2 protein-coding genes are annotated in these 1,626 nt (G+C 70.1%); both read left to right on the top strand.

Annotated elements, in window-relative coordinates; all coding sequences use genetic code 11:
- The coding region (locus EB084_24965) for a hypothetical protein (protein ID NDD31515.1) at positions 1 to 1,183 on the top strand (1,183 nt) is incomplete at its 5' end.
- Positions 1,184 to 1,247: 64 nt separating this feature from the next.
- Positions 1,248 to 1,626, top strand: a 379-nt coding sequence (locus EB084_24970) for a DUF4915 domain-containing protein (GenBank protein ID NDD31516.1), incomplete at its 3' end; no start/stop codon positions are given.

The raw sequence follows: 1,626 nt of genomic DNA on the forward strand, positions 1-1,626 counted from the left end.
CATCACGAGCACCGACTGGCCCGCCACCGCCCTCTTGCCGAAGGCGCTCGCCACAGGCGGCATGGAGGCCTTCGCGCTCTGCCCGACCGATCACATCATCACGTACTCGCGCTACCTCACCGAGAGCCACGCCTACGCGCCGCCCATCGACGCCGTGACCTTCAACCGAGCGCTCGCATCCCTGGTCGAGCGCTGGCAGCCCGACGTCATCATCGCGGGCGACGACCCGGCGCTCTGGCTGCTCCATCGGCTGCGCCTGTCATCCGAGGTGGCGACCCACGCCCCCGCCCTGGCCCCTCTTCTCGAACGCTCGCTGGGGCGCCCGGACCGGCTGCTCGAGCTCGAGCGCAAGTCTCGCCTCGCAGACACAGCGCGCGCCCTTGGCATCGCCACGGCTCCCGAGTGCGTGAACCCCTCGGTCGACGAAGCGCTGGCCTTCGCCGAGACCCACGGCTGGCCCGTGGTGGTGAAGCATGACTACACCTGGGCCGGCACGGGCGTGCGCTTCGCCCACGCCCCCGATGAGCTGCGCGTGCTGCTCGGCTGGCGGCCCGACATCGCCACCATCGCCCCACGCGCCGTCATTCTCTCGAGATTCATCGGGGGGACCACCTACGAGATGAGCTACGCCGCCTGGCAAGGGCGCCTGCTTGGATGCCTGTCGCTCGAGAAGGTCGAGATCACGCGTGGAGGCGGTTCGGCCGTGGTGCGACGCGCCGACGACTCGCTCGTCAACGCTGTCGAGAAGCTCGTCGCGCACTTCGGGCTCAGCGGGGTGGGCGACATCGAGTTCCGCGTCGACCCTTCGACGGGGGAACCGTGCCTGCTCGAGATCAATCCCCGCGTGGTGCCCACCACGCGTCTAGGCCCCCTCTTCGGCCTCGACCTCTGCGCCCTGCTGCGCGACGCCGTGCGCGGAACGCTTACGAGCCCCCCCGCAGTCGCCGCTCACCCCATGGGCCGGGCGGGCACGCCTCTTCAGGTGGCCCTGTTCCCCACCGAGTGGATGCGCGACGCGCAGAGCCCGCATCTCGTCAATGACCACCACGACGCGCCGTGGAGCGAGCCCCGCCTCATGGCCGAGATGATGCGGCGCTTCGCCCCCGCCGAGCAGCACAGGCCTGCAGCGGATGCCGCCCTCTTCTCGACGATCACGAGCGCCGCGCGAAGCGTTCCATCGTGAGCCTCGCCCACACCGAAGGCCGACGGTCCTCTCGCGCCCACGCCCGCTCGCAGGAGATCTCGACGTGAGCACACCCTCCAGGCTTGTTGGGCCCCTCGGCTATGGCCACTCTGAAAACGTGCCGCACCTGCTCGACACGCTCGGCATCTCGCTCATCATCACCACCTACCAGGCCCAGCGCGTGCTCTGCCTGGCCTCCAACGGCGAGCGCACCATGATGACGCAGCGCTACTTCGAGCGCCCCACCGGGGCGGCGTACAGCGGCCACGAGCTGGCCGTAGGAACCCGACGCATGATCTGGCGCTTCGCGCCCACGGGCTCGCTGCGGCGGGCCGATGGGGGGCTGCTCGAGCACGACCTTGTGCTGGCTCCACGCCAGTCGCACGTGACCGGCGACATGCTCGTGCACGATCTCGATTTCGCGGGCGACACCCTCGTCGCGG

The sequence above is a fragment of the Pseudomonadota bacterium genome, assembly GCA_010028905.1.
GTDB lineage: Bacteria > Vulcanimicrobiota > Xenobia > RGZZ01 > RGZZ01 > RGZZ01.